The organism is Nocardia sp. NPDC050713 (assembly GCF_040654315.1).
GTDB lineage: Bacteria > Actinomycetota > Actinomycetes > Mycobacteriales > Mycobacteriaceae > Nocardia.
This window is the reverse complement of the sequence record NZ_JBFAHS010000014.1, coordinates 56,796-71,223: the sequence shown is the minus strand read 5'-3', so window position 1 is coordinate 71,223 and position 14,428 is coordinate 56,796. Positions and strand designations below refer to the sequence as shown.

Below are 14,428 nucleotides of genomic sequence, written 5' to 3'. Positions count from 1 at the left end.
AACAGTCAGCAGTCCGGAGGGAATGGGAGACACAAAGGCGGCCAGGGCATCGCGCCCGACTGCTCGACGACTTGCGGCGGTGGCGGGACGACTTCCGACTGCGGAACAGGCTGGGGTGATTCGACGGCGTTTCCGGTCCGCGCTGAGCAGGTGGAGGCCATGAGCCAGACCGCGCAGAGAGTCGCCGCGATGACGGCACAGGCGGCCAGTTGCTGGAGACGATGCCCCTCGAGCGGTATCGAACCCCTGACGGACTCGAATGTGCGCGAAGGAGAAATCGTCCGGCCGAGGACCATCGCGCTCTGCCGAGGTTCCGGAGCGGGTGTCGAGACGCGGCGCAGCGGTTTCGGTTCGATCTTCGGTGTGGCCCAGGTGCGGCGGGGAAGGGGTGCGGCGGTGGCGAGCGGCCGGGCAGGGCTTTCGGTTTCCGGCAGTATCCAGGACGACCAACGGTCCGTGAACTGCGGTTCCGAGGCGCTCTCCGGGGGCGTGGGAGCGGGAACGTCGGCGCTTACGGGATTGGGGGCGTCCTCGACCAGAACCGCGGGCCCCGACGACGATGGCATCTCGACCTCGTCGGAGCGCGAAGACCGTTGGAGATCCACCGCGTACGGGACAACAGGCGCGGATACCTCTTCCGCTTCGGCGAATTCGTCTTCTGGCGGGTTCACGTCCTCCGGTTCGATCAAGGGCGCGTGTCCGGTGCCGATTCCGGACCTGCGTGGCTGCGGGATCGGTTCGACGTCGGGGTCGGGCTCGATCCACGGCGGTTGCTGTTCGCGCGGCCGCCGATCCGACACCGCGTCGGGAAGCTGCTTTCGCTCCTTCGGAAAACCCTCGGCCACAAGGTCTTCCACCATGACCCACGCACCGACATTCAGCTCCGCCAGCAAAGCGTGGACATCCTCGGCGGTCCACACGAACCTCCTGCCCGCGGTGCGGTGAAACCAGGCACGCAGTTCGCTCGGCGTGGAGCCGAGCACGACAGCGCAGCCCTGCGGCCGCGATTCGACGTCCAAGAGCACGGTGGATTCCCGCGGCGGCACGACGACGACCATGCCGTCGACGAACGCTTCGGGATGGCGACGGTCTACCAACGCCTTCAGGCTCGCGACGTTGTCCGTGACTCGGTCGAATGGGCTCTGGTCTCGAATCGGATCCCCTTCGAGCCCCGAGAGTCGCCAGCGGCCGTCGGCCTCGACGGTGAGCGTTCCGGAACTCGCCTCGGGAACCATGTCGACGGTCTCCAGGACCACGACCGCACGGGGCGTGATCACCACCAGGTCCGCTTCCAGCGCTCCGCCCTCGGGATCACCCTGCGGAAGAGGGCAGCCGGAGATGGCCAGTCCGACAATGACGTACTGACCCGTCCAAGTCCGTACCCACTCGAGCACACGCTGCTCGGTGCCCGGCATCGTCGTTCGTTCGTCGATGACCAACATCGGCGGCCACCTCCATCGCGTCCCAGACCAATCGACGGTTCAACGTTATTCGCCGCCGCGCCACACAGCGAATCGAAAGGCACTGCAAGAACAGGGGATTGGCGACACCAGGGCAGACAAGGGCAGCGTGTCGGCAGGACACGCCCGCGCTTCCCCGGCCGGGAGTTCGGGAGCTAGCCCACATCCGACCAGGTCCGTCCGATCCTGCCGACTGAAACGAATACCTCCCCGAGTTCGACAGACCCAACGACCTGTTCGGCCACATCGAGTCCGAGGAGTATTCGCGTATGGAACGCATCGTGAGGAAGATCGCCGGGGTCGCGGCGGCCGCCGCTGTGGCGCCGGTGGTGGTGGCGGCGACCGCGCAGGCGGATCCGGGGCCGTTGTATTTCAGCGTGGGCGGCACCAACTGCGCGATCCACGACAACGGCACTGTCGGGTGCGATCTCGGGTCCCCGACGCGGTTGCAGTACAGCTTCCTGCCCTTCCTGCTGACCGTGAACGAGATCGTTATCGACCAGCAGTGGCTGCCCGCACACCCGATGTTCGATGCCGGAACGTCGTACACGCTGCCCGGCGGCAATCCGTCGATCAACGACGTGAAAACCGGCGACGGGCAGTGGGGTCCGTTCGTCGAGTACGCGGGGGCGCGGTGTTCGGTCGGCTTCCACGGCAGCTTCGGCTGCCAGTCGAAGGGACGGTCGTTCACATCCTGGAGTGGGACGATCTCGGCCTGAAAACGTCGGACCCAGAAACACCGAACCCGCTGGCACCTAGGACAACTCGGGCGCCAGCGGGTTCGGGACGGATCAGGCGCGGCGCCGGGCGACGAACCAGATCGCCACCCCGATGCCGATCACAGCGACCACGCCGACACCGATGGCGACCCACAACGTGTTCGAGTTCGAACCGCTCACGGCCACCGGCTTCTCGGCGCCGGGCCCGGACTGCTCACCGAGGACGTCGGCGCTGCCGGTCGGGTAGATCGGCCCGGCTTCCGGGGTACCGGCGACGGTCAGATCGAGTTCGACCGGAGTCGGCGGCATCGCCGTCGCGCCGGATGGCAGACCCACCTTGACCGCGATGTAGTACCACCCGGCCACCGACTGACGCTGCACCTCAGCGTCGTTGGCCTCCCGGTTGGCGTAGCGGATCGGCACCGACGCGAGTTCCAGCTCGGCGGCCGCCCGGCCGGTGTAGGCGCCGGTGTCGGAGTCGACCCGGCGGCCGAGCGGCGAGTACAGCGTGGTCTCGACATTCGTGGCCGAGGTGTATCCCGCCCCTCCCGTCTCGCCGAAGCGCACCCGGTAGGCCAGGCCCTGGCCCCAGTCCAGCCGGACTTTGTAGAAGACGTACTCGCCGGATTGCACGGTGTCGGTGTACTTGCCGCTGCCCTCGAGCGTCGAGGCGACGGTGAACGACCCGCCACCGCTGACCGGCCGCGCGGCTCCGGCCGGATCGGTGAATGTGGTGGCCGTGCCGATCGTGGACGGCCCCGGATCGGTGACGCCGGGTTCGATGCCGACGAGGATCTCCACCGGCAGGCGCGCGGGCGCACCCTGCGGTGCGATGTCCCAGTGCAGCTCGTAGTAATACCGGCCGCCGCCCTTGCACTTGTCCGAGCTGCCACCGGACGGTGTCGCGGCCGCACCCTCGAAGGTGCTGCTGACGGTGATCGCGACACCGTCGCTGGCCCTGGACTCCAGCTCTCGTTCCCTGACATTGCAATCGGTGCCGTCGCGACCGTAGACGCGCAGTTCCAGCACACCCATGTCGTCGGTGACGGATACGCCGGTCGTCCGCGGGAACGAGACGATGCCGGTGAAGTAGGCGGTCGCGCCCGCGGGCACATCCACGGCGTAGAAACGCTTCTCGTGCTGGCCGATGGTGTCGAGGTACTGACCCGGCTTCGCGACCGGCGCGGTCTGGTAGCCGTCGGTGCCGGTGATGGGCGTGCCGGTGGCCTGGTAGTTACGCAGGGCGGCCGAACTCACCCGGGGCAGAATGCGTTTCAGCGCGGCGCCGTCGGTGGCGTCGCTGTAGCTGCCACCGGTCGCCTGGGCCATGCAGGTCAGCTGGGCGCGCGCCTTGTCGTCGACGGCGAAACCGATCGAGTGGACGACGAGGTCGACACCCTTCTGCTTCAGTTCCTTGGCGACGTCGCACGGATCGGGCGGCGCGCAGGTGTCGTCACCGTCGGAGACGAGCACGATCGAGCGCGGCCCCGAGGACGGCAGGGCGTCGGCGGCCTGGCGCAGCGCGGTGCCCATGGGCGTCCAGCCGCGGGCCTGGATGCCGTCTACGGCGCTGGTGAGCGCGGGCTTGTCGACGGTGTCCGGCTGCCGCAGGATCTGGACGTCGCGGCAGCCCGCCGCCTTGTCGGCCTCGTCGTTGCCGGTGCCGGTGCCGTAGGTGGTGAGCCCGACCTTCGCCTCGGCAGGCGCCGAGTCGACGAAGGTGCGCACGGCCTGCTTCGCGGAATCCATCATCGTGGCGCCCTGATCGGGCCGCTGCATGGACCCGGACGCGTCCAGGATGAGCATGGTCGGGGCGTACTGCGCGGGTTCGGCGTGCGCGACGGCCGATAGCGCCGCGGGCGCGAAGGTGAGCGCCGCGACGGTCAGCGCCGCGGTCAGCGTGCGGTATCTCGACATTGTCCTCGATTTCGTCTACCGAATGAAACCGGACAGACGTTACCGGTGGCGTGACCCACCCTCTACCCCCAAAACAATTGGCACCAGCCACGTTTGCCGCGCGAAATCGACACTGTCCAGGTCCGCGGGCGCGTCTTAGCCGCACATATCCGCGAGAGCCGCTCGTTCCCTGACCTGGCCGAAGTGCGGTACGAGCGGCCAGTTGCCGCCGTCAGCGACCTTGCGGCCCGCCCGTCGCGCCGATCGGGCGCTGCGACGGCTGTCGGGTACGAGTCCATCGGCGGAAGGAACCGATGCGATCGTCGATCACCACGGACCTTCGGCACAGCTCCTCGCCCTTCTCCCCCGATTCGTGGACGCACACCTCCCGATGGTGGGAAGCTCGATACAACCGCGGTGTCGAGGCGAGGAAGCGTGACACATGGTGGACAAATCGAGTGGACCTGCCGGAGGCAACGGCAGAGTGGTGACGGTGGATCGGCCGGAACGCATTCGAAATGTGGTCCTGGTCGGTCACAGCGGGGCGGGGAAGACGACGCTGGTCGAGGCGATGGCGCTGACGGCGGGCGCGGTGAATCGCGCGGGGCGGGTGGAGGACGGCACGTCGCTGTCGGATTACGACGAGATCGAACATCGGCAGCACCGGTCGGTGCAGGTGTCGGTGGTGCCGGTGGCGTGGCAGGAGGTGAAGGTCAACCTGGTGGACACGCCGGGATACGCGGATTTCGTCGGCGAGTTGCGGGCCGGGTTGCGCGCGGCGGACGCGGCGTTGTTCGTCATCTCGGCGGCCGAGGGCGCGGAGGGGGTGAGCGGGGCGACGCGCGCGCTGTGGGAGGAGTGCGCGGCCGTCGGCATGCCGCGGGCGATCGTGATCACGCACCTGGACACCGCGCGCGCGGACTTCGACGAGATGGTGCAGACGTGCCGTGACGTGCTCGGCGGCGGAGCGTCGGAGAACATCCTGCCGCTGCACCTGCCGGTATACGGGCCGCGCGGCGCGGACGGTCATCGGCCGGTGACAGGGTTGATCGAGTTGCTGCCCAACTGCGTGGCCGACTACGCCTCCGGTGAAGGAGTGCGCGGCGAGCCGTCGGCGGAGCAGGCCGCGGAGCTGGACGAGGCGCGCAATCGGCTCATCGAGGGCATCATCGCCGAGAGCGAGGACGAGTCGCTCATGGAGCGCTACCTCGGCGGCGAGCCCATCGAGCTCGACACACTGGTCGCCGATCTGGAGCGCGCGGTGGCGCGCGGCAGTTTCCACCCGGTGCTGTTCGGCGCACCCGCGCCGGAGGGCGCGCGGCAGGGCCTGGGCACGATGGAGTTGCTCGACCTGATCACCGGCGGTTTCCCGCCCCCGACCGAGCACATCGTCTCGGCGGCGCCCGCCACCAACGGCGCAGCACCGACCCCGCTGGCCTGCGACCCGAGCGGCGCGCTTGCCGCGGAGGTCATCCGCACCGCGTCGGACCCGTACGTCGGCCGGATCTCGCTGGTGCGGATCTTCTCCGGCACCCTGCACGCCGACGACACCGTGCACGTCTGCGGGCACGGACTGGCCGATCGCGGGCACCCGGATCACGACGTGGACGAGCGCGTCGGTGCGGTAACAGCGCCCTTCGGCAAGCAGCAGCGCCCGCTGGGCGAGGCCATCGCGGGTGACATCGCGTGCGTCACCAAGCTCGGTCACGCGGAGACCGGCGACACCCTCTCCGGCACCGGCAAGCCGCTGGTCATCGAACCGTGGCCGATGCCGGATCCGTTGCTGCCCATCGCGATTCGCGCGCACAGCAAGGCCGACGAGGACAAGCTCTCGCAGGGGCTCGCGCGGCTGGCGGCGGAGGATCCGGCCCTGCGCGTCGAAAACAACAGCCAGACACACCAATTGGTGCTGTGGTGTCTGGGCGAGGCGCATCGCGATGTCGCGCTGGAGCGGCTGCGCACCCGGTTCGGAGTGCAGGTGGACACCGTCGATCACAAGGTCGCGCTGCGGGAGACGTTCGCGGGCAAGGCGACAGCGCGCGGCAGGCACGTCAAGCAGTCCGGCGGGCACGGGCAGTACGCGGTGTGCGAGATCGAGGTGGAGCCGCTGCCGGGTGGTTCGGGGATCGAGTTCGTGGACAAGGTGGTCGGCGGCGTGGTGCCGCGCCAGTTCATCCCTTCGGTGGAGAAGGGCGTGCGTGCGCAGGCGGCGCGCGGGGTGGCCGCGGGGTATCCGCTGGTGGACGTGCGGGTCACGCTGTTCGACGGCAAGGCGCATTCGGTCGACTCGTCCGACGCCGCGTTCCAGACCGCGGGCGCGCTGGCGTTGCGTGAGGCGGCGGCCGTCGCGGGCATCGATTTGCTGGAGCCGTTCGCCGAGGTCTGGGTGGTGGTCTCCGACGACTACCTCGGGCCGGTGTTGAGCGATCTGTCGAGCCGTCGCGGACGGGTGCTCGGCACGGAACCGCACGGGACCGGTCGCACCAGGATCCGCGCCGAGGTGCCGGAATTGGAACTCAGCCGCTACGCGATCGACCTGCGATCGCTGTCGCACGGGACCGGGGATTTCAGCCGGACCTACGCGCGGCACGAGGCGATGCCATCGCAGATCGCGGGGGCGCTCCGGGAAAACGGCAAGGGCTGAATCCGACCGCCGTCCCGGCGCAAATGGTGGGCTCGGCGGCCACTATTCTGAAACACATGGCAGCAGGCAAGGGCGGTAACCCGTCGAAGGAAGCGAAGGCCGCGGCGAAGGCGGCGCGCAAGAAGGCGTCGAAGGAGCGGCGCCAGCAGCTCTGGCAGGCGTTCCAGATGCAGCGCAAGGAAGACAAGCTCCTGCTGCCCCTGATGATCGGCGCGGTGCTCGGCATCACCGTGTTGTTCCTGGTGATCGGCCTGATCTTCGATCTGCAGTGGTTCCTGCTTCCGGTCGGCATCCTGCTCGGCGTACTGGTGGCGTTCATCGTCTTCGGGCGTCGCGTGCAGAAGAACGTCTACGCCAAGGCCGAGGGCCAAGCGGGCGCGGCCGCGTGGGTGCTGGACAACCTGCAGGGCAAGTGGCGGGTCAGCAACGGCGTCGCGGCGACCACCCAACTGGACGCGGTGCACCGCGTGATCGGCCTGCCCGGCGTGATCTTCGTCGGTGAGGGTTCGCCGCAGCGACTCAAGGCGCTGCTCGCCCAGGAGAAGAAGCGCACCGCGCGGCTCATCGGCGACACCCCGATCTACGACGTCATCATCGGCAACGAGGAGGGCCAGGTCCCGCTGAAGGAACTCCAGCGCTACCTGACCAAGCTGCCGCGCAACATCGACACCAAGCGCATCGACAACATCGAGGGTCGGCTCGCCGCCCTCAGCTCGCGCAGCGGGCCCGCGCTGCCGAAGGGTCCGATGCCCGCGGGCGCCAAGATGCGCGGGGTGCAGCGCACCATTCGCAGGCGCTGAGTTCGGTTTCGAGAGGCCCGCGTTCCACAGCTCGGGACGCGGGCCTTCGCCATTTCCGTGGTCTCGAGACCACGCGCTGGAGACTGAACTCGGCAGTGGTCACTCCGCGCGACCGGGCGGCCAATCGTCCGGTGAACGCCGATGAGTTTCGAGCGCGTAGGAGGTCTACCCGTCATGAGGAAACTGATCTACGGGTTCAGCGTGTCCCTCGACGGTTACATCAACGACCGCGACGGCAGCATCGACTGGACCAACCCGGACGACGAGTTGCACCAGTTCCACAACGACCGCTACCGCGAGATCGAGATCTCGCTGCACGGGCGTCGCCTGTACGAGCTGATGGCCGAGTACTGGCCGCACGTGCCCGAGGACGCGCCACGCATCCAGCGTGAGTTCAGCAGGCTCTGGACGGAGAAGCCGAAGGTCGTCGTGTCCCGGACGCTCACCGAGGTCCGCTGGAACAGCACGCTGATCAGCGAGAACGTGGTCGAGGAGGTCCGCAGGCTCAAGGCCGGAGGCGAGGGCGTCATCGAAGTCGGTGGCGCGAGCCTCGCGGCCTCGCTGATGCCGCACGGGCTCATCGACGAGTACCAGCTGTTCGTCTTGCCCGTAGTGCTCGGCGGCGGCACACCGCTGTTCCCAGCACTGGACAAACGCATCCCGCTTCGATTGGCCGAGACGAGGCACTTCGACACCGCGGTGATGCTGCGTTATCTCGTCGACTGAGGTCCGCTCGACCCAGCAGCACCCCTCCGCCGCCGTCCAGCCTCGAGCCCGCCGCGTTCACGCGCTCCAGCCCGCCGCCTTCGCCTTCGGATGCCGTCATATGCGCGGCGGTAGTAGCGAACGCCGGGCCGGAAGCAGCGGCCAGCTGAGACGGATGACATTGGCGACGGCCCGAAACAGCCGTTCGTCACGACCAGCCCAGGTCAGGGGGCGTTGGTCGCCGATCCGCAAGCGTTCGCCTCAGCGGCAGGGTCAGCCTTGACCCAGCGCTGGCCTCAGCGTCTGCGCGTCAGCGCGATTTCACCAGCGCTGTCCCCGTCGCCCGATCGTGCATACCCCGGCCGTCACCATCGGTGAACAACGCGGGCACCACGAAAATCAGCAACACCTGGCGGGCCAACGCTCGCACGAACCCGACCGGCGCGGCCGCATCGATCCGCACCACCCGCAACCGCAGGAAGTACTGCCCCGGCGTGAAGCCGAACAGCGTGACCGCGGCGACGCCGATGACGAACCAGATGAGCAGCGGGAGGTTGGCGTTCACCCCGCGCACGATCAGCGCCGAGACGCCGACGGCGATCATCCAGTCGACGAACAGCGCGGCGATCCGGCGGCCCATCCCGGCCAGCGAACCGGCGCCATCGCGGGGCAGACCGAGGTGTTCGCCGGGAAACTCGGGCGTAGCCGGGTCACCGGGGTCCGCCGAAGGTCCGGAAAGCCAGGATCCGGTGATACGCGCCATGGCCTCCAGAATAGGCTGCCGCCTCCCCCGCCCTCGGCCCGGCGCAGGTTTGTGGACGTACTGCGTCCGACGGCGCCTGACATGCGGCTACCGCGGTTCGCCGACGGGAGTTCAGCCTCACAGGACGCGTCGCGAACAGCAGGACTACCATGCTTGTCGAGCCCGGGTGGCCATCGCCACTCGACCAGGCGCACGTGTAACACTGGCGAAACACAGCCTTGACTGTAGGGAAACACCGCATCCATAGCGTCTGGTCGCGACGAACCCATGCAATCGACACTGGCTGGGAACCGATCCGTAAGGAGAACAAGTGACGTTCAGCACGGCCGATGAGGTCATCCAGTACATCAAGGAAGAGGACATCGAGTACGTCGATATCCGCTTCAGCGATCTTCCCGGTGTGCAGCAGCACTTCTCGATCCCGGCCAAGGCCTTCACGGCCGACCTTGCCGAAGAGGGTCTAGCGTTCGACGGTTCGTCCGTCCGCGGCTTCCAGTCGATCGACGAGTCGGACATGCTCCTGCTCCCCGACTACACCACCGCGCGCATCGACCCGTTCCGCGCCGCCAAGACGCTGAACCTGAACTTCTTCGTCCACGACCCGTTCACCCGCGAGGCCTACTCCCGCGACCCGCGCAACATCGCGCGCAAGGCGGAGGAGTACCTGCGGTCGACCGGCATCGCCGACACCGCGTACTTCGGCCCCGAGGCCGAGTTCTACATCTTCGACTCGATCCGTTACGAGTCGAACATGAACGGCGCCTTCTACGAGATCGACTCGATCTCCGGCTCCTGGAACACCGGCGCCGAGTTCAACCTCGACGGCACCCCGAACCGCGGCTACAAGGTCCGCAACAAGGGTGGTTACTTCCCGGTCGCGCCGTACGACCACTACGTCGACCTGCGCGACAAGATCTCGACCAACCTGCAGAACGCGGGCTTCGAGCTCGAGCGCGGCCACCACGAGGTCGGCACCGCGGGCCAGGCGGAGATCAACTACCGCTTCAACACCCTGCTGCACGCTGCCGACGACCTGCAGCTGTTCAAGTACATCGTGAAGAACACCGCGTGGCAGGAAGGCAAGACCGTCACCTTCATGCCGAAGCCGCTCTTCGGTGACAACGGCTCGGGCATGCACGTGCACCAGTCGCTGTGGAAGGACGGCAAGCCGCTGTTCCACGACGAGGCCGGCTACGGCGGTCTGTCGGACATCGCGCGTCACTACATCGGCGGCATCCTGCACCACGCGCCGTCGCTGCTGGCGTTCACCAACCCGACCGTGAACTCCTACCACCGTCTGGTTCCGGGCTACGAGGCCCCGATCAACCTGGTGTACTCGCAGCGCAACCGCTCCGCCGCGGTCCGCATCCCGGTCACCGGCAACAACCCGAAGGCCAAGCGCATCGAGTTCCGCGCGCCGGACTCCTCGGGCAACCCGTACCTGGCCTTCGCCGCCATGCTGATGGCCGGCCTGGACGGCATCAAGAAGAAGATCGAGCCGCTGGCCCCGGTCGACAAGGACCTCTACGAGCTCCCGCCGGAGGAGGCCAAGAACATCCCGCAGGCCCCCACCAGCCTGGCGTCGGTCATCGACCGCCTCGAGCAGGACCACGACTACCTCACCGAGGGCAACGTCTTCACCCCGGACCTGATCGAGACCTGGATCGACATCAAGCGCACCCAGGAGATCGCGCCGGTGAACCTGCGTCCGCACCCGTACGAGTTCGAGCTGTACTTCGACGTGTAAGTCGTCGTACGGCAAGACGTTTCGAGCCCTTCCGCACTTCGGTGCGGGAGGGCTCGTCCCGTTTTCGGGATATCGTCCTGTCGCTGACGGCTGCGAAAGAGTCCGCGCAAGCTCCAAGCCGATAGCGGCGACAACCGCGGAGGTGTGCCTGGAAGTAGCCGGGCAGCGGCGCGGCTGTGTGGCGGAAACACCCGATCCCGTTGGGCGGGTTGGGGTTCCCGGTGAGTGGGTGGGTTGGGCGGGAAGCTGAGAGGTTCCTTAGAACGCGTTCTAGTGTCGCCTCGCATGAAGATTTCTTTCATTGCTCTCATCGGTGCGGCGTTCAGTGCGCTGGCCCTCGTTTCCACTCCCCTTCCGCCGAGCGCGGTGGCCGAGCCGACGGTCGAGGCGTCGGCGACGCGGATCGACTTGCAGGGGGCCGTCAATGTTCGGGATATCGGCGGGTATCGGACGTATGACGGGGCAAGGGTCAAGTCGGGCAAGGCGTTTCGGGCCGATTCGCTGGAGAAGTTGACCGACGCGGACGTGCAGAAGCTCGGGACGCTGAATTTGCGTGCGGCCGTGGATCTGCGGACTCCGGCCGAGGTGCAGTTCGCCGGACGAGACAAGCTGCCCCCGGGAGTCCAGGCGGTGGCGCGGCCGATCGACGACACCGGTCTGTTCCAGCAGATGTTGCAGGCGATCCAGTCGCGGGATCCGCAGAAGCAGGAGGAGTTGCTCGGCAACGGACGGGCCGAGCAGATCATGGCCGGGGTGTATCGCAGCTTCCTGAGTGACGCCTCCCGCAATGCATTCGGGCAGACCATCCGCGATCTGGCGAACTCCGACCGGGCGACGCTCTACCACTGCACGGCGGGCAAGGACCGCACCGGCTGGCTCACCTACGTGGTGCTGCGCGCGGTCGGCGTGCCGGAACGCACCGCGCGCCAGGACTACCTGCTGTCCAACCAGTACCGCGCGGCCGCCGACGCCAAACTTCGCGAGCAGGTGAAACAAGCTGGGCTGATGCAGAATCCGGACCTGCTGATCCCACTGCAGGAGGTGCGCGACGCCTACCTGGACACCGCGATCCAGCAGATGGAGCAGAGCTACGGCGATTTCGGCAAGTTCCTCACCCAGGGACTCGGCCTCGATCCGGGCACGATCCTGAAATTGCGCAAGAACCTCGTCAGCTGACACGTCCCGATCCCGAGCCCTCGCCACACGGGTGGCGGGGGCTCGGTGGTGTTCAGTTGTGCGTGCTGGGTTTCGAAACGAGGCCGAGGACGGTGAGATCGAGGTCGCCGGAGGCTTCGGTCCAGCCCATGGCGCGCAGTTCGGTGGGCGCTGCGACACCGAGCGCGTGGTGCAGGCCGAGGGCGACGGATCGGGCGAATTCGAGCAGCACGTTGTCGGCGAGCGGCCAGAAGAGGCTGCGCTGCCAGTTGTCGATCTCGCGCCGGGAAACCGGTTCCTGCCAACCGAGTTCGCGCAGCATTCGCTCGGCGTCCGACGACATCGGCTGGTCCAGATAGCGATTGCCCGCGAGTTCGGCGGACAGCTTGATGTCGTACTGCACGAATTGGACGTAGCGGTTGCCGGGCGCGGCGATGATCAGCGTCGCGCGCGAGGGCAGTTGGGCCAGACAACGGGCCAGTGCCTGCACGAATCGGTCCCAATCCGTGGTCACCGGCTCGCTCATACTTCCCCCGGTCGATCGCACTGGAGCACGATCATACGCCGACCTGGCTGAGACACCAGAGTGAATCTTTTTGGCGCGACGCAAGGTTCGCGAGATTGATGCACTTCGGCAACAACTCTCGCCGCCGGATGACGCCGCAGGTGATCTCGACGACCCCGCAGGCTCTGCGACGGCTGGACGCCTGCACTGGCCGCCAGGCAGCTGCCGATCGCGGGCGATGACCAGCCGGTGCCCCTCGGAGAACCTTCCGCGGCGGGTCTCGGGCACCCACCACCGTTGACTCGACCTGGACGGCGACATTTCCCTCCGCACCCCAGATTCCGGGGCTGGACGCAAGCCCAGGTGACACACCATAGTCCTCTGGTGCGAGTGGGTTCTGTGGTGGCGCGGGTCGTAGCCGGGGTGGCGTTGATGCTTGGGATGGCGATGCCCGCTGTGGCCGAGCCGCCCGACGTTCCGTTCACCTGGTGGCAGACGTTCTTGACCACCCCGGACGGCACTCGCCTGCACGCCGACGTGCTGCGTCCACCCGGCATCGCCGACGACGCCAAGACGCCGGTGCTGCTCACGGTGAGTCCGTACCGCTCGCACCTGGCCTACCTGACCCATCCGCTGCCCGAGGGCGGGCCGTCGGTCGAGAACCTGCCGGTCGAGCAGGCGCTGCGCGCGGGCTACACCTACGTGCTGGTGGATCTGCGCGGGTTCGGCGGCTCGAACGGCTGTCCGGACTACGGCGGGCCCGGCGAGCGGTCGGATGTGGCGACCGCGGTGGAATGGGCGGCTGCCCAGCCGTGGTCGACCGGGCGGGTCGGCATGACCGGCACCTCCTACGAGGCATGGACGGGCATGCTGGCGCTGGCGGCCAAGCCGAAGGGGCTGGCGGCGGTAGCCGCGTTCGCGCCGGTGGTCGACCCGTACTCCTACCTGTACATGCGCGGCGTCTCCTGGAAGTTCTCCGGAAAACCGGTGACCGACAACGGCATCCGTCCCGCCGACCAGGTCGGGTTGGAGCATCTCGCGATCGCCTCGACCCCGGCGCACTGGGGCGACTCCCCCGAATACCAGGCCAACGCCGTGAGTATGCCGCCGGGCTGCGCCGAGCGCTACGTCGACCTCACCACCGACCACGACGCCGCCAATCCCGGATGGATCGAGCGCGACCTCGTCGACGACTTGCGCGGCAACACCATTCCGCTGTTCGTCAGCCAGGGCTTCCTCGACGGGAACACGCGGGCGGATCGCGTCTTCGAGATGTGGCAAGGCCTCGGCCCCGGCGAACACCGCGCCTGGTTCGGCCAGTGGGGTCACACCGACTGCCACGAGAAGTGCGGCACACCGTTTTTCGACGCCGAGCTCATGGCGTTCTTCGACCGGCACGTCGCGGGCAAGGACGTCGAGGTGCCCGGGCCGACGATCAGGGTCAACCAGTTCGACGGCGGGTGGCGTTCCGAAACCGCCTGGCCACCCACGGATTCCGAGCGCGTCACCGTGCAGCTGCGTACCGGCTCCTATACCGACCGTGGGCTGCTGCCGGGCCGCGACCGCGAGATCTGGTCGGTATCACAACCTTTGACGGAACCGACGCACCTGTCCGGCGTCGCGACGGCGAAGCTCCAGCTCGCGGGTCCCGAGTCCGCCACGGTCACCGTCGAGCTCTACGACATCGCTCCGGACGGCCGCGCCACCATCATCACCCGTGGCGTCGCCCCGGTTCGTCCGGACACCGACATCCGGCTGCTGGGCCAGGACTGGCCGCTGGCCGCGGGACACCGGCTCGGCGCGAAGATCACCGACGTGATCGACGACGTGTGGTCGCACGCGCCGAGCAACGCGGTCGTCACCGTGCATTCCGCGCGACTCGAACTGCCAGCGCTCACCACACCGCGCAGCCCCGACCTCCCTGGCGGCACACCCGACTGGCACGCCAGGTGGCGCGCGGAGAAGACCTTCCCGATCGACCCGGACCTCTTGAACAACCCGGCTACCGCCATCGACCTGCCGACGACACGGTGA

General features: G+C 67.9%; 11 protein-coding genes. 7 read left to right on the top strand and 4 right to left on the bottom strand.

The features are described 5' to 3' along the window. Positions 1-5 precede the first annotated feature (5 nt). Positions 6-1,442, bottom strand: coding sequence for an NERD domain-containing protein (locus AB0H49_RS24565; protein ID WP_357254657.1), 1,437 nt, complete (start codon positions 1,440-1,442; stop codon positions 6-8). 287 nt (positions 1,443-1,729) lie between these two features. Between AB0H49_RS24565 and AB0H49_RS24560 the strand changes: the two genes are divergently transcribed. After that, complete coding sequence (locus tag AB0H49_RS24560; RefSeq protein WP_355000595.1) at positions 1,730-2,179, top strand: hypothetical protein; 450 nt, start codon at positions 1,730-1,732, stop codon at positions 2,177-2,179. A gap of 72 nt (positions 2,180-2,251) precedes the next feature. Here the strand turns inward: AB0H49_RS24560 and AB0H49_RS24555 are convergent, their stop codons facing one another. After that, positions 2,252-4,096: a VWA domain-containing protein gene (locus tag AB0H49_RS24555; RefSeq protein WP_357254655.1), complete on the bottom strand. Its 1,845-nt coding sequence runs from the start codon at positions 4,094-4,096 to the stop codon at positions 2,252-2,254. A gap of 421 nt (positions 4,097-4,517) precedes the next feature. On the opposite strand from AB0H49_RS24555, the gene AB0H49_RS24550 reads away from it, so the two are divergent. The 3 genes from AB0H49_RS24550 (at position 4,518) to AB0H49_RS24540 (ending at position 8,245) form a co-directional block, all read left to right on the top strand. After that, positions 4,518-6,719: an elongation factor G-like protein EF-G2 gene (locus AB0H49_RS24550; RefSeq protein WP_357254653.1), complete on the top strand. Its 2,202-nt coding sequence runs from the start codon at positions 4,518-4,520 to the stop codon at positions 6,717-6,719. Between the two features lie 56 nt (positions 6,720-6,775). Further along, on the top strand, positions 6,776-7,519 hold the full coding sequence (locus AB0H49_RS24545) for a DUF4191 domain-containing protein (RefSeq protein WP_355000598.1): 744 nt from the start codon (positions 6,776-6,778) through the stop codon (positions 7,517-7,519). A gap of 174 nt (positions 7,520-7,693) precedes the next feature. Further along, on the top strand, positions 7,694-8,245 hold the full coding sequence (locus tag AB0H49_RS24540; protein ID WP_355000599.1) for a dihydrofolate reductase family protein: 552 nt from the start codon (positions 7,694-7,696) through the stop codon (positions 8,243-8,245). A 289-nt stretch (positions 8,246-8,534) separates the two neighbouring features. Here AB0H49_RS24540 and AB0H49_RS24535 read toward each other — a convergent pair whose 3' ends face one another. After that, positions 8,535-8,987 carry an RDD family protein gene (locus AB0H49_RS24535; RefSeq protein ID WP_141812511.1) on the bottom strand — a complete coding sequence of 151 codons (453 nt, stop codon included), beginning with the start codon at positions 8,985-8,987 and terminating at the stop codon, positions 8,535-8,537. Between the two features lie 310 nt (positions 8,988-9,297). On the opposite strand from AB0H49_RS24535, the gene glnA reads away from it, so the two are divergent. Then, the gene (gene glnA / locus AB0H49_RS24530) at positions 9,298-10,734 is read left to right on the top strand and encodes a type I glutamate--ammonia ligase (RefSeq protein WP_141812510.1); all 1,437 of its coding nucleotides are present in this window, start codon (positions 9,298-9,300) and stop codon (positions 10,732-10,734) included. Positions 10,735-11,019: 285 nt separating this feature from the next. After that, the gene (locus AB0H49_RS24525; protein ID WP_357254650.1) at positions 11,020-11,910 is read left to right on the top strand and encodes a tyrosine-protein phosphatase; all 891 of its coding nucleotides are present in this window, start codon (positions 11,020-11,022) and stop codon (positions 11,908-11,910) included. A 52-nt stretch (positions 11,911-11,962) separates the two neighbouring features. Here AB0H49_RS24525 and AB0H49_RS24520 read toward each other — a convergent pair whose 3' ends face one another. Continuing rightward, positions 11,963-12,403, bottom strand: a complete 441-nt coding sequence (locus AB0H49_RS24520; RefSeq protein WP_357254648.1) for a hypothetical protein — start codon at positions 12,401-12,403, stop codon at positions 11,963-11,965. Positions 12,404-12,778: 375 nt separating this feature from the next. On the opposite strand from AB0H49_RS24520, the gene AB0H49_RS24515 reads away from it, so the two are divergent. Continuing rightward, positions 12,779-14,428, top strand: coding sequence for a CocE/NonD family hydrolase (locus AB0H49_RS24515; RefSeq protein WP_357254646.1), 1,650 nt, complete (start codon positions 12,779-12,781; stop codon positions 14,426-14,428).